This window comes from Corynebacterium sp. zg254 (assembly GCF_024701495.1).
Taxonomy (GTDB): domain Bacteria; phylum Actinomycetota; class Actinomycetes; order Mycobacteriales; family Mycobacteriaceae; genus Corynebacterium; species Corynebacterium zhongnanshanii.
The window spans coordinates 992,449-1,013,162 of record NZ_WIAR01000001.1 but is presented as its reverse complement, the minus strand read 5'-3'; the positions used below and the strand labels follow the sequence as shown (position 1 = coordinate 1,013,162).

General features: G+C 63.0%; 16 protein-coding genes. 14 read left to right on the top strand and 2 right to left on the bottom strand.

Annotated elements, in window-relative coordinates; translation table 11 throughout:
• Positions 1 to 7: 7 nt before the first annotated feature.
• A complete protein-coding gene (gene pheA / locus GC425_RS04570) occupies positions 8 to 1,099 on the top strand; it encodes a prephenate dehydratase (RefSeq protein WP_151843685.1) in 1,092 nt (363 codons plus the stop codon).
• A 68-nt stretch (positions 1,100 to 1,167) separates the two neighbouring features.
• Positions 1,168 to 2,178: a histidine phosphatase family protein gene (locus GC425_RS04565; protein ID WP_257822197.1), complete on the top strand. Its 1,011-nt coding sequence runs from the start codon at positions 1,168 to 1,170 to the stop codon at positions 2,176 to 2,178.
• Positions 2,179 to 2,325: 147 nt separating this feature from the next.
• On the opposite strand, the gene GC425_RS04560 is transcribed toward GC425_RS04565, so the two are convergent.
• Positions 2,326 to 2,676 (bottom strand): metallopeptidase family protein, encoded by a 351-nt coding sequence (locus GC425_RS04560; RefSeq protein ID WP_151842214.1) that lies wholly within the window; start codon positions 2,674 to 2,676, stop codon positions 2,326 to 2,328.
• Positions 2,677 to 3,113: 437 nt separating this feature from the next.
• Positions 3,114 to 4,145: a septum formation family protein gene (locus tag GC425_RS04555; RefSeq protein ID WP_151842213.1), complete on the bottom strand. Its 1,032-nt coding sequence runs from the start codon at positions 4,143 to 4,145 to the stop codon at positions 3,114 to 3,116.
• A gap of 140 nt (positions 4,146 to 4,285) precedes the next feature.
• On the opposite strand from GC425_RS04555, the gene serS reads away from it, so the two are divergent.
• The 12 genes from serS to GC425_RS04495 all read left to right on the top strand — a co-directional run bounded on the left by serS (position 4,286) and on the right by GC425_RS04495 (position 20,670).
• Positions 4,286 to 5,560, top strand: coding sequence for a serine--tRNA ligase (gene serS / locus GC425_RS04550; protein ID WP_257822194.1), 1,275 nt, complete (start codon positions 4,286 to 4,288; stop codon positions 5,558 to 5,560).
• A 44-nt stretch (positions 5,561 to 5,604) separates the two neighbouring features.
• Positions 5,605 to 6,492 (top strand): 1-acyl-sn-glycerol-3-phosphate acyltransferase, encoded by an 888-nt coding sequence (locus GC425_RS04545; RefSeq protein ID WP_151843388.1) that lies wholly within the window; start codon positions 5,605 to 5,607, stop codon positions 6,490 to 6,492.
• A 13-nt stretch (positions 6,493 to 6,505) separates the two neighbouring features.
• Positions 6,506 to 7,375, top strand: a complete 870-nt coding sequence (locus GC425_RS04540; protein WP_257822438.1) for an HAD family hydrolase — start codon at positions 6,506 to 6,508, stop codon at positions 7,373 to 7,375.
• A 109-nt stretch (positions 7,376 to 7,484) separates the two neighbouring features.
• Positions 7,485 to 8,708: a UDP-galactopyranose mutase gene (gene glf / locus GC425_RS04535; protein WP_151842210.1), complete on the top strand. Its 1,224-nt coding sequence runs from the start codon at positions 7,485 to 7,487 to the stop codon at positions 8,706 to 8,708.
• Between the two features lie 51 nt (positions 8,709 to 8,759).
• Positions 8,760 to 10,805, top strand: a complete 2,046-nt coding sequence (locus GC425_RS04530; protein WP_151843689.1) for a glycosyltransferase — start codon at positions 8,760 to 8,762, stop codon at positions 10,803 to 10,805.
• Positions 10,806 to 10,906: 101 nt separating this feature from the next.
• The gene (locus GC425_RS04525; protein WP_151843690.1) at positions 10,907 to 11,467 is read left to right on the top strand and encodes a phosphatase PAP2 family protein; all 561 of its coding nucleotides are present in this window, start codon (positions 10,907 to 10,909) and stop codon (positions 11,465 to 11,467) included.
• Positions 11,468 to 11,650: 183 nt separating this feature from the next.
• Entirely contained in the window at positions 11,651 to 12,721 is a 1,071-nt protein-coding gene (locus GC425_RS04520) for a decaprenyl-phosphate phosphoribosyltransferase (protein ID WP_151843691.1), read from the top strand.
• Positions 12,722 to 13,100: 379 nt separating this feature from the next.
• Positions 13,101 to 14,099 carry an alpha/beta hydrolase family protein gene (locus GC425_RS04515; protein WP_225723486.1) on the top strand — a complete coding sequence of 333 codons (999 nt, stop codon included), beginning with the start codon at positions 13,101 to 13,103 and terminating at the stop codon, positions 14,097 to 14,099.
• 583 nt (positions 14,100 to 14,682) lie between these two features.
• A complete protein-coding gene (locus tag GC425_RS04510; RefSeq protein WP_151843692.1) occupies positions 14,683 to 16,659 on the top strand; it encodes an alpha/beta hydrolase-fold protein in 1,977 nt (658 codons plus the stop codon).
• Positions 16,660 to 16,819: 160 nt separating this feature from the next.
• The gene (locus tag GC425_RS04505; protein WP_151843693.1) at positions 16,820 to 17,467 is read left to right on the top strand and encodes a DUF732 domain-containing protein; all 648 of its coding nucleotides are present in this window, start codon (positions 16,820 to 16,822) and stop codon (positions 17,465 to 17,467) included.
• Positions 17,468 to 17,612: 145 nt separating this feature from the next.
• Positions 17,613 to 18,560 (top strand): cutinase family protein, encoded by a 948-nt coding sequence (locus tag GC425_RS04500; protein ID WP_151843694.1) that lies wholly within the window; start codon positions 17,613 to 17,615, stop codon positions 18,558 to 18,560.
• 256 nt (positions 18,561 to 18,816) lie between these two features.
• A complete protein-coding gene (locus GC425_RS04495; RefSeq protein ID WP_151843695.1) occupies positions 18,817 to 20,670 on the top strand; it encodes a FadD32-like long-chain-fatty-acid--AMP ligase in 1,854 nt (617 codons plus the stop codon).
• Positions 20,671 to 20,714 lie beyond the last annotated feature (44 nt).

Below are 20,714 nucleotides of genomic sequence, written 5' to 3'. Positions count from 1 at the left end.
TAGGTGCATGACTACCCCGGCAACGAACACCTCGGACGCCCACACCGCCAACACCCCGGCGCCCGCCGCGGACGCCCACACCCCGTGCAGGCTCGCGTACCTCGGCCCCCGAGGCACCTTCACCGAACAAGCCCTCCACGACTTCGTTGCCGAAGGCAAAATCCCTGGCCTCGCCACCGCTGTCAACACGACGCGCACCCCAGCCACCACCGCGCACACTCCAGACACCACCGCTGCCAACACCGCCGCAATCGAACAGCTGCCCGTCGAATCGCCCACAGCCGCCCTCAACGCGGTCCGCCGCGGCGACGCCGACTTCGCCGTCGTCGCCCTCGAATCCGCCGTGGACGGCTCCGTCACCCAAACCGAAGACGCCCTCATGACCGGCAGCCCCGTACACATCTTCAACGAAGTCGTGGTCCCCGTCGAATTCGCCATCATGACACGCCCCGGCACCACCCTCGACCAAGTCCGCACCATCAGCTGCCACCCCGTCGCCCACGCGCAAATCCGCGACTGGCTCGCCACACACCTACCCCACGCCCGCTTCGTCCCCGCCGCCTCCAATGGCGCCGCCGCCGCATCCGTCGCCACCGGGGAAATCGACGCCGCCGCCGCCCCAACACGAGCCGCCGACCTCCACGGCCTCTCCATACACCACACCGGCGTCGCAGACGTTCCCGGCGCGTTTACCCGATTCGTCCTCGTCGGACGTCCGGGCACCCCCACCCCACGCAGCGGCCAAGACCGCACCTCCATCATCCTCACCCTCAAAAACCGCCCCGCCAGCCTTCAAGAAGCACTCATGGAACTGTCCATGCGCGGCGTGGACCTCTCCCGCATCGAATCCCGGCCACTACGCAACCCCGGCGGCTCCATCATGGGAATCTACGTCTTTCACATCGACATGGTGGGCCATATCGAGGACGACGCCGTAGCCGAAGCCCTCGCAGCCCTCCACCGAAACTCCGAAGACATGCGCTACCTCGGATCCTGGCCCATCGCGAACGTGGGCGTGTCCATGCACGCCGGCAGCGCGCCCGCGGACTTCGGGGATTCGTGGAAGCAGGTTCGGGCGTGGGCCAGGGGGGATGAGTAGCGGCGTCGTAGGGGAAAATAAAAAACGACGCATCGCAGAAACAAGACAGAGCACAAGGAGGACAGCCAGTGGCGGACAATCGGATGGGTGCGCGGGCGGCGCGGGTGTACATGGTGAGGCATGGGCAGACCACCTCAAACGTGGTGCACGCGCTGGACACGGAGCTGCCCGGCGCGTCGCTAACGGAGCTGGGGGAGCAGCAGGCGCGGCGTGCGGGGGAGGAGCTAGCGCGCGTGGTTGGTGGGGGTGCTGTGCTTGACGAGAGCGAGCGCGCAGAGGAGAGCGTGAATGAGCGTGAGGACGCGGGGGCGCGTGAGCGTGAGGCGGCGGGGACGGGTGAGGGGGTGGAGCGGAGTGTGCGGCTGGCGTCGTCGGAGGCGGATCGGGCGCGGCAGACCGCGGCGCACATCGCGACGGCGCTGAGCGAGGCGGGCGTGACGATCGCGTCCCACCAGGTGCTTCCCGGGATCTCCGAGATCCCCGCGGGGGAGCTGGAGATGCTCACGGACGAGAGCTCGCATGCCGAGTACCACATGTCTTTCGGCGCGTGGCTGATGGGCGACGTGCAGCGGCCCGTGCGCGGTGCGCTGAACGGCTACCAAGTGCTGGAGCGGTACCTGCCGAGCCTGTTCGCGTTCCTTGCTGAGGAAGGCGAAGGCGAGGGATCGGGTGAGAGTGCTGGTGCTGGTGAGCGTGAGGGCGCTGGTGCTGCCGAGCAGGCGGGTGCTGGTGCTGCCGAGCAGGCGGGTGCTGGTGCTGCCGAGCAGGCGGGTGCTGGTGCTGCCGAGCAGGCGGGTGCTGAGAGCGCTGCGAGTGCTGGGGATGTCGTGATCGTGAGCCACGGCGCCGTGATCCGTTTCGTGACCGCGTTCTTGGGAAACATCAACGCTGACTTCGCCTTTTCCACGTACGTGGCGAACACCCAGTGGGTGGAGATGGAGCTGCCGTCACGGGAGGTTTTGTTGGGGTTGGCGTCGAAGGCTCGGGAGTTGTCGGCGGACGACGCCGGCGGCTTTGAGGCTTTCCGCGGGTGCATGACGGTCACGTCCTGGGCAGGGCATGTGCCGGTGCGTGCGTAGGCTGTGCGCGTGTGAGCAGTGCTTTGCCTGTGTGAGCAGGGCTTTGCCCGTGTGCGAGCCCAACCCAGCACTTACTCCAGTACGTTCACAATCACTAAGTCCACAGTCAGTGAGTCCACTAAGCCCTCGTGCGTAGGCTTTGCTCGCTTAGCCCCAGCCGAGTTCATGAAGGCGCTCGTCGCTGATCCCGAAGTGGTGGCCTAGTTCGTGGATCACTGTGATGGCAACTTGCTCCACTAGCTCTTCTTCAGACTCGCAAAAATCGCACAAAGAGTCCTGGTAGATGGTGATTTTGTCTGGTAGCGCGGAAGTGTACTCGCTGGTGCGCTCTGTGAGTGCGATGCCCTCGTAGAGTCCCAGAATAGAAGGGGACTCCCAGTTGAAGTCTTCGATGACGATGGCCACGTTGCGCACATTGTCCAACAGCTCTCGAGGGATGCGCCGCAGACCCTCGTCTACTAGCTCTTCGAAACGCTCGTCGGAAACTTCAACAGCCATAGCATTAGTTTTACCCACTTTTTGCCTGTGAAGTGTGGGCGCGCGCTGGGGCAGTGTGGGGGTGTTTCCTGGATCGAGGGCAAGTTGTCGTGATTTCGGCGTTTTCACAGCATATTGCCCTCGATTCAGGAAGCGAAGGCCGGGCTCAGGCTGGGGAGTGCTCGATGGGAGGCTTTGGGCGCGTGTTGGGCCAGCGTGCTCGGATGGGAGAGCTGGGGTGTTTCCTGGATCGAGGGCAACTTGTCGTGATCTGGGCGTTTTCACAGCAGAATGCCCTCGATCGGGGAAGCGAGGACCGGTTCATGCTGGGAGCGATCCTGGATTGAGGGCAAAGTGTCGTGATTTCGGTGTTTTCACAGCAGAATGCCCTCGATTCAGGAATCGAGGGCTGGGCTCCGCAAACTACGGCGCAAACCACGCCGCAGGCTCCACAAAAACTACGGCGCTGGCTGCGCCGCCGGCGCGTTCTTCAGCGGCGGCCGCTTCTGCCGCTTCTCGGGAGCAGCCCCATCAATCGTGAAGCCCTGGCGCACATCCCCATTCAGCACCGCAAAGCCACCACCAGGGTGCCCAAAGGTCACGGCACAGTTCACATTACGAGAACCTGCATCCCACGACTGCTGCTTCAACGTGGTCCAGAAAGGCGTGAGTGTCGATTCGTACAGCTGATCGTCGCCGCCCAGGTAGGCACGGGCAGCCTCCGTACACACCTCGTTTAAGTGTTCGTTTTGCTGTTCGGGGGTAGGCCAGGCGTCGGGGAATTTTTCGGCGAGATTCACGACGGACACGACCTGCCAGGAATGGTCTTGGTCGCAGGGGACTTCGACGGTGGCGTCGCCGTCAGCACGGACGCACGTATCGGCCGGCAACGCCGCGGATTGGTCCTGCTCCGCCGCCAGCCCCGTGGTCTCCACGGATCGGCCTTGCGCGTCTTGCACCATCACGCCGCAGAGCATGGTGCGGTCGCCGGCGTCCCAGGAGTTCGCGGGGGGAAGGATCGGGGAGATGGTGTAGCGGCCTTCGGGATCCAGCTTCCCGTTCAGGTAGGACATGGTGGGCCCCACGCATAGCTGCGAGGTCAGCTGCTGCTGACGCTCCAGGTTCGGGATGGCGGAGTCCTCGCCGAATTCGCTGGTGGGGTACTGGGACAGGTCCTCGCGTGCGGAGACTTCGAAGCGGTGCGGCTGCGCGCAGTCTACGGTGGTGAAGTTGGTGTTCGTGCCGTTGTTGGCGGGGGTCCAGGTTATGCAGGAGCCGGTGTTGGCGTTGGTGAACTCGGCTTCTTGTTTCTTCTGTTCTTCGTTGGCGGGGGACAGTGGGTTGCTGCCGTCTGGGGACATGAACCCGTATGCCGCGGCCGCCACGCCTCCGCACAGGGCCAGCACGAGGACCACGATCAGGAAGATCTTGGTTTTTTCCGAGCTGCTGGACTTGCTGGATGTGCTGGGCTTGCGGTGATCAGAAGTCATGGTTTCTTATTATGCCACCAAGGTTGGTGCTCTTTGTTACTTATTCGACGCCCACCTCTCCTCCCCACAGCCTTCCTAGGCCGTTGGCCGCGGGCACCCGTGGGTATTTGTTGGGCGGAGTCATGGCTAAGATGTAGAGCATGATTGATCTGAAGCTACTGCGCGAAAATCCTGAGGTTGGCCGTGAGTCCCAGCGCACTCGCGGGGAGGATCCCCAGCTGATTGACCAGCTGTTGGAGGCGGATGAGCGCCGCAGGGATGCGATTGTTGCGGCGGATGCGGCGCGCTCGGAGCAGAAGGCTTTCTCGAAGGAGATGGGCCAGAAGATGCGGTCGGCCTCTGATGAGGAGAAGGCGGCGTTGCGTGAAGAGGGTAAGGCGAAGGCCGAGGGCGTGAAGAAGCTGGAGGAGACCCTCAATGCTGCGGAGCAGGAGGTTCATGATCTTCAGATGCGGATCTCCAACATTGTGGAGGAGGGGGCACCTGCGGGTGGTGAGGATGACTTTGTGGTGTTGGAGCACGTGGGGGAGCCGCCAACATTCGACTTCGAGCCGAAGGATCACCTGGAGTTGGGTGAGTCCTTGGGGCTTATTGATATGAAGCGTGGCACAAAGGTGTCTGGTGCGCGCTTTTACTTCTTGACCGGCGATGGTGCTTTGTTGCAGCTCGGTATGCTTCAGTTGGCTGCGCAGAAGGCTACGCAGCACGGCTTTTCTCTGATGATTCCGCCGGTGTTGGTGCGCCCGGAGATCATGGCCGGCACGGGCTTCTTGGGCGCGCATGCCGATGAGATTTACCACCTTGAGGAGGACGACATGTACCTGGTCGGCACCTCCGAGGTAGCCTTGGCCGGCTACCACTCTGACGAGATCATTGATCTGTCTGAGGGGCCTGTGCGCTATGCCGGTTGGTCCTCCTGCTTCCGCCGTGAGGCTGGTTCTTATGGCAAGGACACCCGCGGTATTATCCGCGTCCACCAGTTCGACAAGGTGGAGATGTTTGTGTACTGCAAGCCGGAGGATGCGCAGGAGCAACACCAGCAGTTGCTGGCTATGGAGAAGGAGATGCTGGCGGCCGTGGGCGTTCCTTATCGAGTGATCGACGTGGCCGGCGGGGACTTGGGCTCGTCGGCTGCCCGCAAGTTCGATACGGAGGCGTGGGTGCCAACGCAGGGCACGTACCGCGAGCTGACCTCTACCTCTAACTGCACGACGTTCCAGGGCCGCCGCCTGAAGACTCGTTACCGCGATGAGAACGGCAAGGCCCAGACCGTCGCCACGCTGAACGGCACGTTGGCCACCACCCGTTGGCTGGTGGCTATCCTGGAGAACAACCAGCAGGCCGACGGCTCGGTGATCGTTCCTGAGGCACTGCGCCCGTTCGTGGGCAAGGATGTTCTGCGGCCGAAGAACTAGGCCACTCGCGCCCACCACAACACAACCCGTGAGGAGGCCCACCCATGGCCAAGATTATCGACAAGCTCTTCAAAGTCCCCGAGGACTTCCAGCGCGCACCGGCTCACCCGCACGACCGCAAAGAATTTCCCTACGGCCGCCCCATCATTGGCACGGCCATCCGTTGGATGAGGTTCATGCAGCGCCTGGACGTAGAAGTCATTGGTGCTGAGAAGATCCCTGAATCGGGCGGGGCGATGCTGGCCGTGAACCACACGGGATACTGGGACTTCGTCTACGGCTCCATCCCCGCGTGGGTGAAGGCGAAGCGTCTGGTGCGCTTCATGGCGAAGAAGGAGATCTTCGACGTCAAGGGCGTGGGCGCGCTGATGACCGCGATGAAGCACATCCCTGTGGACCGCGCGGCCGGTCAGGCCAGCGTGGACGAGGCCATCAAGCGCCTGCGCGCCGGCCAGCTGGTGGGCATTTTTCCGGAGGCCACGATCTCCCGTTCCTTCGAGATCAAGGAGTTCCGCCAGGGTGCGGCGAAGATTGTCCACGACGCAGACCCTAACGGCTCCATCCCGCTGATCCCCCTGACGATCTGGGGTTCCCAGAAGATCTGGACTAAGGGCCACAAGCCGATTTGGCGGCCGAAGGACGCGAAGCTGGTCATTATGGTGGGCGATCCTGTCGAGGTGACGGAGGATGCCGTCGCCACCACGGAGCGTCTGCATGACGCGATGGTGCAGCAGTTGGAGCGCACGCGTGAGCGTTACACCCAGCAGTTTGGTCCGATGCCGGCCGGTGAGTATTGGGTGCCGGCGTCGATGGGCGGTTCGGCCCCGACGTTGGAGGAGGCGACGGCGAAGGATCGGCAGGACCAAGAAGCCCGACGCCGCAAGCGCGAAGCCGAAGCGCAGCAGCGCGAACTGAAGCGTGACAAGAACTGACGCTGAGCTGTTCATGGATCGCTCAGTTCCTCAGGAAGCGCCGCCCGCGGAGCCGCCGCTGCTGGTGGTCAGCGACATCGACGGCACCCTCGTGGACTCCCGCGAACGCGTGAGTCCACGTATGCGCGAGCTGGTCGTGGCGATGAAACGTGCAGGCACCGTGTTCACGTTGGCCAGTGGCCGCCCGGCCCGCTGGCTGCTGCCGATCCTGGAGCAGCTGCCCGTCCGGCCCGTGTGCGTGTGCGCCAACGGCGCGGTGACCTATGACAGCGCCACCGATACCGTTCTGCACGCCCGCACTCTCGCCCCGGAGGTGATGAGCCAGGTGGTGGAGACCATCGCTGCTCACTACCCGCAGTTGGGCTTCGGCGTGGAACGCGCCGGCGCCGGCGCGTTCGATGCGGACGGCAACCTCTTCGCCGTGTCCCGCACTTTCCAGCACGTGTGGGCGGAGGAGGCGCACGTGGTGGAGCCGATGGATCAGCTGACGGGCACCCCGGCCACGAAGCTGCTGGTCCGCTCGCCGAATATGACCTCGGCGGAGCTGTTTGAGCTGGTCAACCCCCTCGTGGACCACACGGTCGCGAACGTGACCTACTCCTGGGACGGCGGCCTGGTGGAGATCGCCGCGCCGGGCGTGTCCAAGCGCCTGGCGTTGGAGGAACTCGCCGCGGACCTGGGCGTGGACCGCCGCCAGGTGGTGGCGTTTGGGGATATGCCCAACGACGTGGACATGATCCGTTGGGCTGGGTGGGGCGTGGCCATGGGGAATGCCGACGCCAGCCTCTCGTCCATCGCAGACGAAATCACAACCACCAACGATGATGACGGGGTGGCTCGTGTGCTGTCCCGTTGGTTCAGCGCGGATTCGAGCGGGCACTAGCGCGCTCGAGCCCGCGCGGCGGGCTCCCGCAGCGCACGCGCGCGAGTGCACGCCGTACGCCCGCGCGTCATAGCGGGCGCGCGTCCCAAAACTCGGTACGCTGGCCGATATGAGCGAAAACACCGATACGTCCGCATCGAATACCGCCGCTTCGTCCGAAGCGTCCCCTGCAGCGAACACGTACGACCTGATCGTGGTCGGCAGTGGCTTCTTCGGCCTCACTGTCGCTGAGCGCGCAGCCAGCCAGAAGAACGCTCGGGTTCTGGTTCTGGAACGCCGCAGCCACATCGGCGGCAATGCCTACTCCGAGCCAGAGCCGCAGACCGGTATCGAAATTCACAAGTACGGTGCTCACCTGTTCCACACCTCCAACAAGACCGTGTGGGACTACGTCAACCAGTTCACCGAGTTCACCAACTACCAGCACCGAGTGTTCGCGATGCACAAGGGCACGGCCTACCAGTTCCCGATGGGCTTGGGTTTGATTAACCAGTTCTTCGGACGCTACTACTCTCCGGATGAGGCGCGTCAGTTGATCGCGGACCAGGCGTCGGAAATTAATTCGGAGGAGGCGGCCAACCTGGAAGAAAAGGCTATCTCCCTGATCGGCCGCCCATTGTATGAGGCCTTCATCCGCGACTACACGGCCAAGCAGTGGCAGACGGACCCGAAGGAGCTGCCGGCGGGCAACATCACCCGCCTGCCCGTGCGCTACACCTTTGATAACCGCTACTTCAACGACACGTACGAAGGCCTGCCCGTGGACGGCTACACCGCGTGGCTGGAGAACATGGCCGCGCACGAGAACATCGAGGTCCGCCTGGACACCGACTGGTTCGAAGTGCGCGACGAAATCCGCGCCGCGAACCCCGACGCACCCGTGGTGTATACCGGCCCGCTGGACCGCTACTTCAACTTCGCTGAGGGCAAGCTGGGATGGCGGACGTTGGACTTCGAAACGGAGGTGCTGCCCACGGGCGATTTCCAGGGCACGCCCGTGATGAATTACAACGACGCCGAGTTCCCGTACACCCGCATCCACGAATTCCGACACTTCCACCCGGAGCGTGAGGACCGGCACCCGAAGGACAAGACGGTGATTATGAAGGAATACAGCCGTTTTGCCGAGGAGGGCGACGAGCCGTATTACCCGATCAACACCCCGGCGGACCGCGAGATGTTGTTGAAGTACCGCGAGTTGGCGGAGAAGGAAACGGACGAGTCGAAGGTGTTCTTCGGTGGGCGCTTGGGTACGTACCAGTATTTGGATATGCACATGGCTATTGGTGCGGCGTTGTCGATGTTCAACAATAAGTTGGAGCCGCTGCTGTAGCGGCGCGTCGCACGATGCGCGCGGGGCTGCCGTGGGGGATAATTGATAGTCATGTCAGTAGATACCACCCGTCTTGCCCGAATTATCCTTCCCAAGCGAGGCGAACCGCGTGATGTTCGCTCCTTGTACCTCATCGAGGACGAAGCTGCTGGTGCGGGGCGCGTGACCGCGCTGTCCCGCACGGAAGCGCGCATCCCTGGCGGAACTGAGGTCTCCTTCGAGACCTACTTCAATGCTTTCCCCGCTTCCTACTGGCGCCGCTGGTCCCAGTTGGACGAGGTGGTGCTGCGTCTGGACATCACGGGTGAAGCGCGCGTTGACCTGTACCGTTCCAAGATCGACGGCTCACGCATCGCCATCACCGGCGCGGACGTGGAGACTGATGAGTCCGGCCGCGGCACCGCGGAGTTCACGGTCTCCCTGGCTCCGTTCGAGGACGGCGGCTGGATCTGGTTCGACATCACCTGCGAATCCGAAACCGTCATCCACTCCGCGGGCTGGTTCGCGAACAAGGAGGCCGAGGGCCAGCTGGTCACGTCCCCCGTGGTCATCGCCGATGACGAGAGGGGAGAGGTAGCGCTGAACCCCGGCGACCGCCTGCCCGCCGCCGATGCCCTGGTCACCGTGGGCATTCCTACCTTTAATCGCCCGACCGACGCCGTCGCGGCCCTCGAAGCACTCGGCGCGGACGAAGACGTGAACTCTGTCATCGAGGCGGTCATCATGCCCGATCAGGGAACGAAGCACCCCGAAGACGAGGACGGTTTCGACCAGGCGGCGGAGCGCTTCGGCGATCGCCTGCGGATCGTGAAGCAGGGCAACTTGGGTGGTTCCGGCGGCTACTCCCGCATTATGTATGAGGCGCGCCACCCGGAGCGCGGCACGAAGGCCCCGTTCATCCTGTACATGGATGACGATATTGCCATCGAGCCGGACTGCATCCTGCGTTCCTTGGCGGCGGCGCGGTATGCCAAGTCCCCGATGCTGATCGGTGGCCAGATGCTGAACCTGCAGGAGCGCAGCCACCTGCACACCATGGGTGAGGTGATTGACCGCGGTCGCTTCATGTGGACCGCCGCCCCTCACACCCACTACGACCACGACTTTTACAAGCACCCACTGCGCGACCGCGGATCCTACGGGGAGAACGCCTCCGGCGAGACCGTGGATTCCAAGGACCTGCACCGCCGCATCGATGTGGATTACAACGGTTGGTGGATGTGCATGATCCCACGCGTGGTGGCCGATACGATCGGCCAGCCGCTGCCGCTGTTCATCAAGTGGGATGATGGCGAGTTCGGCCTGCGCGCCGGCGACCACGGTTTCCCCACCGCATCCTGGCCGGGCATCGCGATTTGGCACATGGCCTGGTCCGATAAGGATGACGCGATCGACTGGCAGGCTTACTTCCACCTGCGCAACCGCTTGATCGTGGGTGCGCTGCAGCACAACGGTTCCACCCGCGGCATCGTCACCTCGATGGCGAAGGCCACGGCGAAGCACCTGATGTGCCTGGAGTACTCCACGGTCGCGATCCAGAACGAGGCGATGAAGGACTTCCTGGCTGGCCCGGAACAGCTGTTTGACATCCTGGAGTCCACCCTGCCGCGCATCAACGCGATGCGGAAGAACTACCCGGATGCTGTGGTGATCCCGTCGGCGTCGGAGCTGCCGAAGCCGTCCGGTGGGCCAGCGGGCCTCACCACCATTCCGCTGTCCATTCCGGCGAAGGTGAAGACTCTTGCCCAGGGTCTGCTGAACAACGCAAAGCCTGCGGATACGCGCAACCACGAAGTGCCACAGGTGAACCTCCCGCCGATCGAGGCGCGCTGGTTCAGCCTGTCCCGCATCGACGGCGCCACCGTCACCACCGCCGACGGCCGCGGTGTGGTGTTCCGCAAGCGTGACCGCCAGAAGATGATTGAGCTGGCCAAGGAATCGGCACGCCTGCAAAAGGAAGTGGCTCAGCGCTTCCCGGAGATGCGCGAGCGTTACCGCGCAGCCCACCAGCGGCTCACCAGCCGCGAGGCCTGGGCGGGTATCTTTGAACCAGAGATGGTGGAACAGTTCGCGGCGCTTGAACAGCGGGAGAGCTAACACCTCATACCCGCGACCCTGCGCACGCTTCGCAGGACCACTGCACCAGCGCTGCACGCACAACTGCAACCGCACCGCAGGAACACAGGAAGAAGGAAACCATGAGCACACAGGTCACGGGCCAGGTCACGGGCGACCCGCTGGGCGAATCCCAAATCCTGGTGGCGATCCAACGCGCCATCTCCACCACTCCAGAGCTTCGCGCCGGCACACTCGCCGTGGCGAGGGGCATGAGCCACTTCGGCGAGCACGCCCTGGGCTGGATGGGCCTGGCCGCCGCCGGATACGTGCTGGACAAGCAACGCTCCACCCAGTGGCTGCACGTGGGCGCCTCCGCCTTCACGGCGCACGCGGCGTCCGTGGTGCTCAAGCGCATCGTGCGCCGCCCCCGGCCCCACCACAAGGACATCGCGATCGGGGTGGGAACTCCCTCCAAGCTGAGCTTTCCTTCCTCCCACGCCACCAGCTCCACCGCGGCGCTGGTGGCCCTCGCCCAGCTGCTGGGCAACCCAGCACCCCTCATCGGAGTACCGGCGATGGCGCTATCCCGCCTAGTGTTGGGTGTGCACTATCCCACCGACGTGGCCATCGGCAGTGCGCTCGGAGCCTCCACGGCGCTGGCGCTTCGCCCTGTGGTGAACCGCGTGGTGCAGCACACGTAGAGCGCAGCGAGCACGCAGAGCGTGCACGCCTCGCGAAGGGCGTAGAGCACGGACAATGCGCAGCGCGCCAGCCGCTCACACACCAGGCCGCCACGTCCCCGTGAGGCTGGGGTGGGAGGAGGCCGCTGGGCGTCGAATAAAAATAAAAGAATAGGTCCACAATCAACAACACAAGGAGAATCGGTGAGCGAACGGCCAAACCGACAACCACATAGGCAGGAACCATTCTTGGAATCCGAGCCGCACACCTCGGCGCTGGAGGACGCGGAGTGGACGCAGAGCTCCAACAATAGGGAGGAAGCGCGCGCGGTCCAGGCCGAAGACACGGCTGTGGACCAGAGCCTGCGGGCCCCGCGGAACCTCCCTGAGGCGATGATTAAGGCGCTGCGACCGAAGCAATGGGTGAAGAACGTGCTGGTCGTGGCCGCCCCGGCCGCCGCAGGTGGCGAGCAGCTGTTCCACAGTCAGGTGCTGCTGGACGTGCTGATTGCGTTCGTGGCGTTTTGTCTGGCGGCGTCGTCTATCTACCTCATCAACGACGCCCGCGATGTCGACGCCGACCGCAAGCACCCCACCAAACGTTTCCGCCCGATTGCCGCAGGCGTGCTGCCCGTGGGGCTGGCCTATGCGATGGCCGTGGTGCTGATTGTGGGCGCGGTGGCGCTATCCTTCCTGTCCACGGCCGGGGCGGCGCTGCCGATCGTGGTGGCAGTGTACATCGCGCTGCAGCTGGGCTACTGCTTCGGCTGGAAGCACCAGCCGGTGATCGACATTGCGCTGGTCAGCTCCGGTTTCATGCTGCGCGCGATGGCCGGCGGTGTGGCTGCCGGGATTCTGCTGTCCCAGTGGTTCCTGCTGGTCGCGGCGTTCGGCTCGCTGTTCATGGCCGCCGGTAAGCGCTACGCGGAGCTGAAGCTGGCGATGCGCTCCGGCGCGAAGATCCGCAAGTCCCTGGAAAGCTACACGCCCACCTACCTGCGCTTCGTGTGGACGCTGGCCGCGACCGCGGTGGTGCTGTGCTACGCGCTGTGGGGCTTCGACCTGTCCCAGCAGGTCGATGGCACGCAGGCCGTGTGGTATCAGATCTCCATGGTGCCGTTCACCGTGGCGATCCTGCGTTATGCTGCGGATGTGGACCGCGGCGAGGGTGGCGCGCCCGACGAGATCGCCCTGAAGGACCGCGCGCTGCAGGCCCTGGCGGTGCTGTGGATCGTGTGTATCGCGATCGCCGTGTACATCATTCCGCTGCTCTAATTTCTTTTTAATATTCGACGCCGAAGCGCACCCACCTGCCGCCCCTCGTCTTAGGTGAGAATCTTGGACGGGACGGCTGGTGGGTGCTTTGCTGTGTCACAAAAATTTATAAATATTTTTTAGGAAGTGTAACGGGGGAGAGGTTGGCGTCGTTTATACTCGGCGAGTGAGCACAGACATCCGAGCATTTGCTGAGGTCAGCGGCTTGGTATCGGCTCGTTCCCGAAGGCGGAATCTGACGTGTTGGTTGGATCTGAAGCCTTTTGGTATCGTTGCTGAAATGTGATGTTCGCAGCGCGTCCAGTGCTGTGTGCTCAAAACGGTAGAGATAGAGAAGAGAGTTGTGGACCGGTCAAGGGTCTGCATGGAATGGAGACACGTGTTGAATTCCCTGAGTAAGCGCGTGCTGGCAGCCCTCGTCGCCATTGCGACGGCCTTGGGGGTTGCCGCTGTGGCAACACCGGGCGCATCGGCAGATAACCGCGGTTGGCTGCGTCCAGGATGTACCTGGAGCGACTACAAGTACTTTGTTCAGAACTGCTGGGTCCACTCCCCGGCCATGGATCAGATGATCCAGGTTCAGATCAAGCCGGCTTCCCGCGGCGGTGACGCTGGCCTGTACCTGCTGGACGGCCTGCGCGCCCGCGATGACTGGAACGCATGGACCTACTTGGGCAACGCCCCGAAGCACTTCGTGGATGACAACATCACCCTGGTTATGCCAGTGGGTGGCGCATCCCAGTTCTACACCGACTGGTCTGGCCCATGGATGGGTAACAACGGTCCTGCTCGCCCACGCTGGGAGACCTTCCTGACCCGTGAGCTGCCCGGCTACCTGCAGCAGAACTTCGGCGTGAGCCCAAGCAACAACGCTATTGCAGGTATCTCCATGGGAGCTACCGCAGCCCTGAACCTGGCTGCGCACCACCGCAACCAGTTCAAGCAGGCATCCTCCCTGTCCGGTTACCTGAACCCAACCTGGCCAGGCATGTACTCCGCTATCGGTGTGGCCATGGTGGACGCCTCCGGCCCAGGTGCCCAGGTGTGGAACATGTGGGGCAGCCCGGTTGACCCACGTCGTTTCCAGAACGATCCACTGCTGCAGGCCGGAGCATTCCGCGGAATGCCTCTGTACCTCTCTGCTGCGTCCGGTCTGACCACGAACGAGAACGTGTTGGAAGATCCGTACGGTGTGTCCGTGGGTGTTGGCCTGGAGTGGATGTCTCGTACCTCTACCGCGAAGTTTGAGCTGGCGGCACGTGTTGCTGGCGCTGACGTTCAGGTCTCCTACCCAGCGTTCGGTATTCACGCGTGGCCTTACTGGGATCGCGAGCTGGGCAATGCCCGCGGTCAGATCCTGAGGGCTACCGGCGCGTAATTCTCACGTGGGCTTAAGTCCTACCGGCGCGGTGCCTCTCGGGTGCGGAGCCTCTGGACCTTCCCTCCTCTCGTCCTTCTCAAGTGATGTGCTTGGGAACGGACCAGGGGAGGGTTTTCTTATCCCCACCCCTTTACAAATTGTTCGACCATATCGCCAGATTTGGGCCCAAATCTGGCGATATGGTCGAACAATTTGAGGGGGAAGCGCGCGTGGGTGGGGGGGGTAGGGGAGCCTCCCTCAACCCTAACCTTCAAGTAAAACTTTAACTTTCTCGGAGTGTTGGCTAAGGTTTAGTTAGATCCGCTGTAATAATGGCACCCAGGTTATGACACACACTGTGATACACCGTGGATTCACCGCGGTTCATTGCGCGTTATACCCAGCCAGAATTTCATACACAGCCGGAACCGATGGAGGAGGGGAACCTCCATGGGCCGGCGCACCGTTTATGCCCGTGCGCAGCGCCGTTCATGGGCAGACCTAGCCATAGGCCTAGCTGTAGAACTAGCCGCAGGCCTAGACCGGTGCATGAAGTGGCGGAAAACTTCACACCCATTCACATACAAGGAAGACAGAACACATGCGATTCAGCGCGACCTCCACACGCCCTAACCGCCGTACCAGTCCCGCGCGCCGCGTCCGTGCGGCTTCCCTGGCTGTACCAGTAGCACTTGCGCTCGCTCTGCCGACCGGCTCGTACGCCGTGGCGCAGCCTAGCAGCTCCGGGTCGCTGTCCAGCAACCTCGGCCCAGGCTCCACCGCGGAGTACATGAGGTCCGACCAGAGGCCGGACCGCACCCCCACCAAGGTGACCGAGCAGGTTCTGAAGGGTCTTCCAGAAGGTGTGTCTGTGGACCGCGTGGAGTGGATCACGAACCGCTGGGCGAATGTGTACATCAACTCTGCCGCAATGCCGGGCGAGCCTATCAAGGTGCAGATCCTCCTGGCCCGTGACTGGTACATCCACCCAGAGAAGTCCTTCCCCTCCGTGTGGGCTCTGGATGGTCTGCGCGCGCGTGACGACGAATCCGGCTGGACCCTGGAGACGAACATCGCCTCCTTCTACGCGGACAAGAACGTGAACGTGATCTTGCCTGTGGGCGGTAACTCTTCCTTCTACACGGATTGGCAGAAGCCAGATTCCGGCAAGCACTTCAAGTGGGAGACCTTCCTGACTAAGGAACTGCCACCTGTGCTGCGCGAGGGCTGGCGCACCACCGAGGACCGCGCGATCACGGGCCTGTCCATGGGTGGAACCGCCGCGATGAACCTGGCTGAGCGTTTCCCAGACATGTTCAAGTTCGTGGGCTCCTTCTCCGGCTACTTGGACACCACGTCCTACGGCATGCCTCAGGGCATTTCCTATGCGGTGAAGGAAGGCTCCGGCATGGACGCCACGAACATGTGGGGTCCTCATGGCTCCCAGGACTGGATCGACCACGATCCTAAGCTGGGCATGGACGCGCTGAAGGGCAAGACCGTTTATGTGTCCGCTGGTAATGGTGCTGCGGGGCAATACGACGAAGCCGGCGACATCCCAGGCCTGCCAAAGAACCTGGCTGGCTTTGGTCTGGAGGCAATGTCCCGCATGACCACCGAGACCTTCGTGCAGCGCGCGAATCAGGCGAACTTGCCAGTTATTGCGAAGTTCCGTCCATCCGGAACCCACTCCTGGAAGTACTGGCAGTTCGAGATGGTGGAGGCGTGGCCGTACATCGCCGACGCTCTGGGCCTGCCGAAGGACGACCGCGGTGCACAGTGTGCTGCGCAGGGCGCCATCGGTGCTCGTGTTGCCGACGTCCCAGAGATGGGAGAGTGTGTGTCCGGCGAATACGACGGCGCTAAGGGCGGAAAGATTCAGGACTTCCGCGGTGGACGTGCGTTCTGGACTCCGAAGACGGATGCTCACTTCCTGTGGGGCCGCATCGGTGCACGCTACTCCGAGATTGGTGCCACCGAGTCCTGGTTGGGCTACCCAACCTCTGAGGAGTACACGATCTCTAACGGTCGCGGCCGCTTCGTGACCTTCGAGCACGGCAACATTTACTGGACCCACCAGACCGGTGCCGTGGAGATCGCTAAGGACTTCCTGGACTTCTGGGGAACCACCAAGTACGAGAATGGTCGCTTGGGCTACCCAATCGCCCCTGCAGAGGCAGTGGCTGGCGGAACGATCCAGAAGTTTGAAAACGGTGTGATCACCAAGGATCGCGATGGAAACTTCCACTACGTGGAAGGCAAGATCGCCGAGAAGTACATGAAGCTCGGCGGCCCAACCAGCGACTTGGGTTGGCCAAAGTCCAATGAGATCCTGATCAACGGTGGCGCATTCAGCCAGTTCGAGAAGGGCAACATCTACTGGACCCACAAGACGGGTGCCCAGAAGATCATGTACGGTCCGATCTTCGACAAGTGGGGCGAGCACCGCTGGGAGCAGGGCGAGTACGGCTGGCCAACTGCTGACTTCGCGCCCATCCCAGCTGGCGGTAACGAGCAGAAGTTCCAGAACGGAACCATCCGCGAGATTAACGGCCGGATTGAGGAGCAGCGCAACTAGCTGACGGTACGGCCGGCACCTGCCCGGGCAGGAACCGGTAGCAACTGACCAACAACCTGGCGGTATATGGCTCGCCGCCGTACGGCTCCGACCACACGGTCGGAGCCGCGGCTACACTAGCTGTTTTAAGAACCCAGGAGTTTTCCCCGAAGGAGTTTTCATGGCACGAGCATTCACCCTCAAGCGCAGCGCGGCGGCAGCGGCAGTATCGTCTGTGCTGCTGTGCGGCCTGGCGGCCTGTGGCTCGGATACTGTGGATAACTCCGCGGGTAACTCCGAGACCTCGATCCCGTCGGTTACCGTATCCAGCAAGGCGGACGACAAGAACTCGGACAAAGACTCTGGCTCGGATAAAGACTCCGGCTCCGGCAAGAACTCCGACAATAACGACAACAAGTCCGGCTCCTCCGACCAGAAGGACCAAAAGGACCAGAAGGAATCCAACGCATCTTCCGGCCAGAACAGTAACGCCGGGGGAGAGGTCGTGCCGAACCCCCGCGACGGTTCGGTGGACAAGGTCGACGAGGTGCCCCGCGTGGACGGCCGCACCGAAGAGGACAAGGAGTTCCTGAAGGCCCTCAAGGACAAGAACATTGACCTGTCCAAGGCTGAAGGTGGCGCAAAGGGCATGGAGGATTCCCTGATTGCCGCCGGGCGTTCCTATTGCCGCACTTCTCAGGATGGCCAGCAGGACCTGCTGGTTCCTGTGGCGGCTGGCCAGTTGGAAACCAAGGGAATTGTGAAGGGCGATCCGCGGGACGCGGAAAAGATTATTGTGGACGCGGCAAAATCGGCTTACTGCGGCTAATCTGGTGAATCTAGCGAACGCTAGTCGATAGCAGATGCCATCCCCGTCACCTATTTCCGTGCAGCGGGAAAACCCCTTTTCGCGCTCGGCGAGCTGTAGGAATGGCCAGCTGTAGGAATGGCGAGCTGAAGGAATGTAAGGATTTATGCGCAAGACACTAACGATTCTGGGCGTGATTGTGCTGCTGGTCGCCATCGTCGTGGGCGTGGGCCAGTGGGTCAACAACTCGAACAACCCACCGGGCCCGGGCCAGCACCAGGCCGAGCGCCCCGGCGAGGGCGACACAAACCAGCCCGAAGACAGCACCAACCCCCCGGGCTGCGTGGCCGTGGAGGTCCTCGCCGCCCCGGGCACGTGGGAGTCCCGCGCAGACGATGATCCGATGAACCCGTCGGCGAACCCGAACTCTCTGCTGCTGGAGGTGACGAACCCTCTGAAGCAGCAGTTCGATCCGTCGCAGGTGAAGGTGTGGACGCTGCCGTACACCGCCCAGTTCCGCAACATCAATGCGCAGCACGAGATGTCCTATGACGATTCTCGCCAGGAGGGCTACTCCAAGCTGGCCGCGGAGCTCACCCAGACTCATGAGGCTTGCCCGGGCACGAAGTTCATCATCGTGGGCTTCAGCCAGGGTGCGGTGATTGGCGGCGATATGGCGTCCGACATCGGCAATGATCGCGGCCCTGTTCCTGCGGACACCATTGCGGGCGTGGCCCTGATCGCCGATGGCCGCATGGAGGCCGGCCGCGGAACTCTGGTGGGCGATACCTCGATCGGCGGCACGGGCGCGGAGATCGCGCTGCAGGCGGTCGGCCCGCTGATCCAGGGCATCGTCCCTGGTGCCACGATGCGCGGCCCTCGCCCCGATGGCTTCAACCAGCTGAACGACCGCGTCTTCAACCTCTGCGCGAAGGAGGACCTGGTCTGCGACGCCCCCGTCGGCATCGGCAACGCCATCGGCCGCGCGCAGGACCTCATCGCCGCGAACGCCGTGCACGCGCAGTACGCCACGAACGGCACGGTGGTGCCGGGCCAGACCGCGCCGCAGTGGATCGTGGGCTGGGCGGGCGACCTGATCCGCGAGCGCCTCTAACGCTCCTCGCTCCCCGTCCCTTTCCCCGACGCCGACGCCCACGCCGCGCACCCCCGACGTCCGCACGCGAAGTACATGGGCGGGGGCGTCGTCCTTATTTCATTACCGAAAATAGGGGGTTGTTGCGTGTAAACCGCGCGGCAGCCCTCTTTGTGTGTTTCACTAGATAAAAGTTAATGGATCCCGCCGGGCATTCCATTGAAATTAGTTCCATCGCATAATTATTCTCAGCAATACGACCGCAAGGGAGACCCACGTGGATATTTCAGCAGCAATGCAGCAATTCTATGATGACGAGGGAAAAATCAATATCCCGGACCAGCTGACGCTCTCGGGAATGAGCGAGATGCTCTACACCATGGCGCAGATGGAGGGCACCACGGACAGCGTGCTGATTCGCTACCACGACTACTCCGCCTCCCGCGAGGGCGACGTCAAGGAGATCACGCGCGCGGAGGTGAACACGCGTATCAAGGCGGTGTGCGTGCGCCTGCAGCAGGTGGCGAACAAGGGCGACCGTGTGGCTATTTTGATGAACAACTCCCCGGAGTACATGTACGCCTTCTTGGGCGCGATGTACGCGAAGCTGGTGCCGGTGCCGCTGTATGACCCGAACGAGCCGGGCCACAGTGGTCACCTGTCGGCGGTGCTGGGGTCCTCGGAGCCGAAAGTGGTACTGACGAATAAGGTGTCCGCGGCGGCGGTGCGTCAGCACTTCTCTTCCGTGCCGGCGGCGGAGCGTCCGCGTGTGCTGACGGTTGATGCCCTGCCGGACAGTCTGGCTGATGAATGGGTGAACCCCATGATGGCGATTATGGCGGATCCGTCGCTGGCACCGTCCTCTTCGGATGAGGCGTTCCTGCAGTACACCTCCGGCTCTACCCGCACGCCGGCCGGTGTGATTCTGACGCACAAGTCCATCGTCACGAACGTGCTGCAGATCTTCCAAGCCGCACAGCTGAAGACTCCGCTGCGCTTGTCCACGTGGTTGCCGATGCACCACGACATGGGCCTGATCCTGGCGGCGTTCGTGATCATCCTGGGCATTCCTTTCGATCTGATGAGCCCGCGTGACTTCATCCAGGATCCGTCCCGCTGGCTGAAGCAGATCAACCGCCGTGAGGACGAGGAGAACGTGTACACGGTGGTTCCTAACTTCGCGATGGAGCTGGCCGTGCGCTACGCGGACCCGGAGAAGGTCCAGGGCCTGGAGGGGCTGGACCTGTCTCGTGTGGATGGCATCATCAATGGCTCGGAGCCGGTGCACAACTCGTCGGTGCAGAAGTTCCTGGATGTGTTCGGCAAGTACGGCCTGGAGCGCGCGGCGGTGCGTCCGTCCTATGGTCTGGCGGAGGCAACCCTGCTGGTGACCACGCCGACGACCGACGAGCGTCCGCTGGCGAAGTGGTTTGACCGCGAGCAGCTGTCTGCCGGTGTGGCTCAGGAGCGCGAGGAGGGTGACGCGGCGGCCATGCCGCTGATGTCCCTGGGCCAGGTGTGCGCGCCACAGGTGATGTGCATCGTCGACCCGGAGACCGGCAAGGAAGTGGCCGACGGAACCGTGGGTGAGATCTGGGTGCACGGCGAGAACATGGCCGCCGGATACCTGGGCCGCGAGGAGGAGACAAAGGAGACGTTCCACAACACCCTGGCGCTGGCGGATCGTTTGGAGGAAGGCTCCCGGTCCGAGGGTGCTGCCGAGGACATGTGGATGCGCACCGGTGACCTGGCCGTGATCGTGGACGATCACTTGTTCATCACGGGTCGCCTGAAGGACCTGATCATTGTGGCTGGCCGTAACCACTACCCGCAGGATATTGAGGCCACCGCGGATGAGTCCACGGAGCAGACCGCTCCTGCGGTGATCGCGGCCTTTGCTGTCTCCGAGGGCGACATCGAGGGCTTGGTGATCATTGCCGAGCGCGATCCAGAGGCGGATGCTGCCAACGACGCCGAGGCTGTGGAGGCTATTCGAGCTGCCGTGACGAAGACGCACGGTGTGCAGCCGGAGGACGTGAAGATCGTGGATCCGGGCAAGCTGCCGCGCTCCTCGGCCAACAAGATCGCACGCCGGGTGGCGGCGAAGGCGTACGCTGACGGAAATATTTAGCTCCGCGCCAGCGTTATAACGGGTTGTGATGGTGTGAGTGTGCG